Origin of the sequence: Streptomyces albus subsp. chlorinus (assembly GCF_013302895.1) — a bacterium.
GTDB lineage: Bacteria > Actinomycetota > Actinomycetes > Streptomycetales > Streptomycetaceae > Streptomyces > Streptomyces chlorinus.
In genome coordinates this window covers 2,269,395-2,274,454 of record NZ_VJOK01000001.1, presented here as the reverse complement: position 1 = coordinate 2,274,454, position 5,060 = coordinate 2,269,395, and the positions used below count along the sequence as shown (strand labels likewise).

Below are 5,060 nucleotides of genomic sequence, written 5' to 3'. Positions count from 1 at the left end.
CCCGTTCGCGCGCGGGCAGCGTCACCAGGGCGGCGGCCAGTGCCAGCAGTGCCAGCGCCTGCGCCGCGTGGCCGAAGGCGCCCTGTCCGTCGGCCGGTGCCGCCCCGGCGCCGGTGGCGGCGAGCACCCCGGCACCCGCCATGGCCGCCCCCGCCACCGGCACCAGCACCCGCGGCCGGAACCGGGCCAGGGCCGCGAGCGCGGGGACGACGAGGGCGAACGGACCGGCCACGAGCGCCACCACCAGGGTGAGCACCACCGTGCCCAGGACCGGCCCGGGCGGCGGTACCGCGTCCTCCTCGCCCAGCGGTGTGCCGCGCCGCGTCCCGGCGAAGGCGAGGCCCAGCAGCGCGGCGACGCCCAGGCCGCCCGCGACGAGCCCGGCCCGGTACCAGGTGGCGGGCTCGTACTCCAGGGTGACGGTGCCGCTCCGGCCGGCCGGGACGAAGAAGCCCTGCTGCCAGCCGTCGAGCCGCAGCGGGCGCAGCTCCTTGCCGTCCAGCGTGGCCTTCCAGCCGTTGTTGGCGTTCTCGTGCGTGACGAGGTAGGCGGCGGGGCCGTCGGCGACCTCGACGGTGCGCTTGTCGCCCGCCCAGTCGCGGGCCTCGCTCTTGCGGCCGGACGGCTGTCCGGAGGCGGCGGCGGAGCTGCCGTCCGCGTCCTGGGCCGCGCCCGCCTCGCCGGTGCCCAGCGTGACGTCGGTGAGCGCCAGCGGTCCGGCGTCCCCCGCCTCCACGGTGTGCGGGCCCGCGTCGAGTTCGAGGCTGCCGTCCTCGGCCTCGCCCGCGCACAGCCTCACCTCGACCGGCCGCCGCAGCACCAGGTCGCGGACCGTTCCGGACGCCTCGGTGGCGTGCAGGGTGCCGTCCACGGCGAGCATCGGGCCCTTGCCGCAGGGCAGTGCGAACTCCTGGCCGGCGGGGGGCGCGGTGACGCGGTACTCGTCCAGCGCGGGCAGATAGACCTCGTTGAGACCGACGGGCAGCTGGAGCCGCCGGCCGGCGAGCGGGTTGTGGACGGTCAGCTGCCTGGTCCTCGTGACGGTGATCGTCAGCTCGTCGGTCTCGATCGGCTCGAAGCGGGCCTGCCCGTTCTTGTCCACCCCGGCCGTGGCCGCGCCGTCGGGGGAGCTGATCCTGATCTCCTCGGCCGCCGCCGAGATGCCCCCGGCGGGGGCCAGGACGATCTCGTCGATCTCCTTCTTCTCCGGCCATGTGAGCCGGATCGTCGGCTTGTCCCCGGCGATCCACGCCGTGGACAGATTGCCGTCCACCAGGTTGCGGGCACCGAGCGACCTGCCGGTCCGCGCGGTGGAGTCCACGGTGGCCCTGATCCGGTCGCGGGAGCCGGGCGCGGCCTCGTCCAGCAGCCGGTCCAGCGGGCCGCCCGGGACCGGCAGCGCGCGGGCCCGCACGTCGTACTCGCCGCCGGTCCCGGCGGTGAACCGGCGGTGCAGCCCCGCCTCGGAGGAGGCTGGGGACAGCCCGCCCGGGTCGTCGCCCCGGTGCAGCGAGACCACCTCGCCGTCCGCGCCGCCGTCCTCGGCGTCCCGGGGCAGCCGCAGCAGCCGGGTGATGCTGACGCCGGGCACACTGATCTCGGAGAACCCGGCCCCCGAGAGCCCGGGGCGCGGCGTCTGCATGTCGGTGAGGGTCAGCTTCAGCCACCTGGTCGTGCCCCGGGGCGCCTCGGCCTTCTGCCGCTCGCCGGTGGGTCGCAGCATGCTGGAGCGGCTGCCGTGCTCGGTCTCCACCCGCACCCGGGTGGGTGCCGCGCGGGTGGCGTCACCGGGCAGCGGCGTCACCTCGATCGTGGCGGGGACGTCCACCCCGCGCTCGAACTCCGCCTTGATCCACTGCCCTTCGGGCTTTCCCGCCGAGCCCTCGGCCCATGCGGTGTCCGGGTTGCCGTCGAAGGCGCCGACCGGCTCGTACTGCGGCAGGTGGAAGAGCCAGTTGCCGCTGCTGGAGGCGGTCACGGACGTCGCGCCGCGCAGCACCGACGTCGTCTGGTGCTTCGTGCCCTCGGTCGGCAGGATCTGCTTGGGCGGCTCGCCCGGCTGCTGGAGGCTGCCGGGATGGTTCCGCTCGCCGGCCGTGTAGGTGTACGAGGTGTTGGTGTTGACCAGCCCGAAGCGGGTGTCGGCCCGCCGCAGCCCGTCTCCCTTGACCTGGAGGGAGGGGGCGCCGAGCCCGGGATGGGCGTCGCCGGTCAGCACCGCGGGCCGGCCCTTGAGCCGCGGGTCGGCCGCCAGCGGCAGCAGCGACTCGGGGCCGCCGCTGACCTCGGCGGTGGCGGAGACGGGCGCCAGCGCCGCCCGTTCGGGGCGCTCCACCCCGGTCGGACGGTAGATCTCCACGGCCTTCTGGCGCGGGTAGAACCCGGCCACCTGCAGGGGCGTGCCCGCGGGGATGCGCCCTCCCGTCAGCTCGGGCCCGAACGCCGCGGCCTTCTGGTAACCCGACTCCTCCAGCGTGCGCTTGACGGTCTGCGGCGGTACGTAACCGAGCTGGTCGGGGTCCAGGTCGTTGCGTACGACGACGTAGTACAGGCCCGCGCGCGCCAGGTAGTCGGCCAGCCCCGGCACCTCGCCGCCGCTCATCAGCGCCTGCTCCACCGCGTCGGTCGCCCGGCGGTTGCCCGGGGTGCCGAAGGGGACGTAGTCGCGCTGCGCCCAGGGGGACTCGGCGAGCACGTCGAGCGGCTGGTCGATGGGGGAGCCCCAGGTGTAGAGGCCGTGCGCGGTGGCGGGCGTGACATAGGCGCGGGTGTGCGGGGAGTGCTTCTCCAGCCAGTCGGCGGTCTGCTGCCAGTGCTTGGGGAGCTTCTCGAACGCGCCGGGCTGCAGGATGTCCCCGTTGACGTAGGGCAGGCACAGTCCGGGCAGTACGGCCAGCGCCGCCACCCACAGCAGCACCGGGCGGCCGCCCGGCAGCGCGCGGGCGCGCCGGGTGCGGGCGGCGACGGCGGTCAGCTGGGCCAGTCCCAGGCTCAGTGCCAGGGCGAGTCCCGGCTGGAACTTGTAGATGTTGCGGAACGGGCGCAGCCAGCCGTCCAGCCAGTCCTGCACCGTCCCGGAGAACGGCGCCCCCAGCGCGCCCGCGTACCCGGCGAGCACGACGCCCGTCACGGTCAGCACGGTCAGCAGCAGCCAGCGCCGCTCCGGCAGGTCGCGCCGTGCCAGTCCGGCCAGGCCCAGCGCGGCGGCGAAGGCGCCGCCCAGGACGGCGAGAGAGCCGGCGGCGACCGTCCAGCCGGCGGGCAGCCAGGGCTCCCCGAAGTGGAGGTAGGCCGTCCAGTTGCCCGCGCCACGCAGCATCTCCGTGGCCGACATGGTGCCGGTGGTCGTCCGGGCGTCCTCCACGTACGGCATGAAGTCCTCGCCGTACGCGCCCAGCAGGAGCAGCGGCACCCACCACCAGACGGTGGCCAGGACGACACCCGGCAGCCACCAGGCCAGCAGGGTGCGCCGCCGGCGTCCCGTCCTGGTGGCCAGGTACAGCAGGGCGGGCAGCAGCGCCGCCAGCGTGGAGGCCGCGTTGACGCCGCCCATGAAGGGGATCGCCAGCGCGGAGCGGGCCGCCGCCACCCGGGGCGTGGAGGTGGACGACATCAGCGGCAGCAGCACCCACGGCAGGACGGCACCGGGCAGCGCGGCGGCGGAGGTGGAACCGATCACGACGGTGAAGGCGGGCCACAGCGCGTACACCGCGGCGGCCGGCAGCCGGGTGGTGCCCGTTCCCGCGCCGATCCGCTCGGCCAGCCGCAGCGCGCCCCAGAACGCGGCCGAGACGATCAGCGACATCCACAGCCGTTCGGCCAGCCAGGTCGGTACCTGGAGCAGATCGGTCAGCCCGTAGTAGGGCAGCGCGGGGAAGAGGTAGCCGGCGTACTGGTCGGCGATGCCGCCGAACCCGCCCCGCGAGTGCCACAGCTGTCCCAGGTCGCCGAGGAACCGCCAGGGATCGGCGGCCACGCCCAGCTTCGTCTCGAACGTCATCCTCCCCGGCGACGGAGCCAGGAAGGCGACCAGGGCGAGGGCCCAGAAGCCGCACAGCCAGCGGCGGCTCCGGGGCGGTTCCGGGGCGGGAACGGGCCGGGGTGCGGGAGCCGGGGCCCGGGGTGGCGCCTGGACGGTCGTGGTCATGTGGGACACCGCCGGAGGATGAGGAGGAGGTTCCAGGTGGCGAACTCGCGCAGCCCGGGCACCCGGGTCACGGCGCTCGCGAGGAACGGCCAGTAGCGGGAACGGGCGACGACGATCTCCACGTCGTCCCGGGAGCGCACGTGCCGGAGGGTGGGGCCGACATGCACGGCGAACAGGTTCTCGCCCAGTGTGTGCTTGGCCGCACGGCCGGTGCGCCGCCGGTAGCGGGCGCGGGCCCGGGCGGCCCCGAAGTAGTGCCAGGGGGCGGTCTCGTGGCCGCCCCAGGGGGAGTACCAGTTGGTGAAGGCCACGTAGATCAGCCCGCCGGGGCGGGTCACGCGCGCCATCTCGGACAGGAACGTGACCGGGTCGGCCACGTGCTCCAGCACGTTGGAGGAGAAGCACACGTCCGCCGCGCCGTCGGCCAGCGGCAGCAGGTAGCCGTCCGCCAGCACCGCGCCCTCGGGCCGGCGCCCGCCCGCGTGCAGCTCACGCGGATCGGGCTCGAACAGGTAGCAGTGCGCGCCCCGGCGGCGGAACTCCTCGGTGAAGTGCCCGCTGCCGCCCCCGACGTCGACGACGGTACGGCCCGCCAGCGGCGTGTACCGCTCCACCTGCCCCACCGCGTCCCGCGCGAGCAGTCCGTAGCAGTGGTCCGGGTCGGTCTGCTCGCGCAGGAAGGCGCGGAAGAGGGCGACGGAGCGTCTGAGGGAGGGGTCGCGCACGGGCGTCACCGCCCCGCGGGAACGGTGCGGGAGGCAGCGGGCTCCGCGGCGGTGGACTCCATGGCGGCGGGCTCCACGGCGGCGGCGCGGCCCGCCGGACCCGGCCGCCGCCGCGGCGGGGTGCCGGCGGCGCGGGCGTACGCCTCCGCGGCCACCTCGCGGAAGCCGCGCACCGTGTGCGCCCACCG

2 protein-coding genes and 1 pseudogene are annotated in these 5,060 nt (G+C 75.7%); all 3 read right to left on the bottom strand.

The annotated features are described in order from the left end of the window. The coding region (locus FM076_RS10270) for an alpha-(1->3)-arabinofuranosyltransferase domain-containing protein (protein ID WP_173869651.1) at positions 1-4,147 on the bottom strand (4,147 nt) is incomplete at its 3' end. Next, positions 4,144-4,872, bottom strand: coding sequence for a methyltransferase domain-containing protein (locus FM076_RS10265; protein WP_173869649.1), 729 nt, complete (start codon positions 4,870-4,872; stop codon positions 4,144-4,146). The genes FM076_RS10270 and FM076_RS10265, both read right to left, overlap by 4 nt. Positions 4,873-4,877: 5 nt before the next feature. Further along, positions 4,878-5,060: pseudogene (locus FM076_RS10260) on the bottom strand (hypothetical protein); the annotation flags it as partial.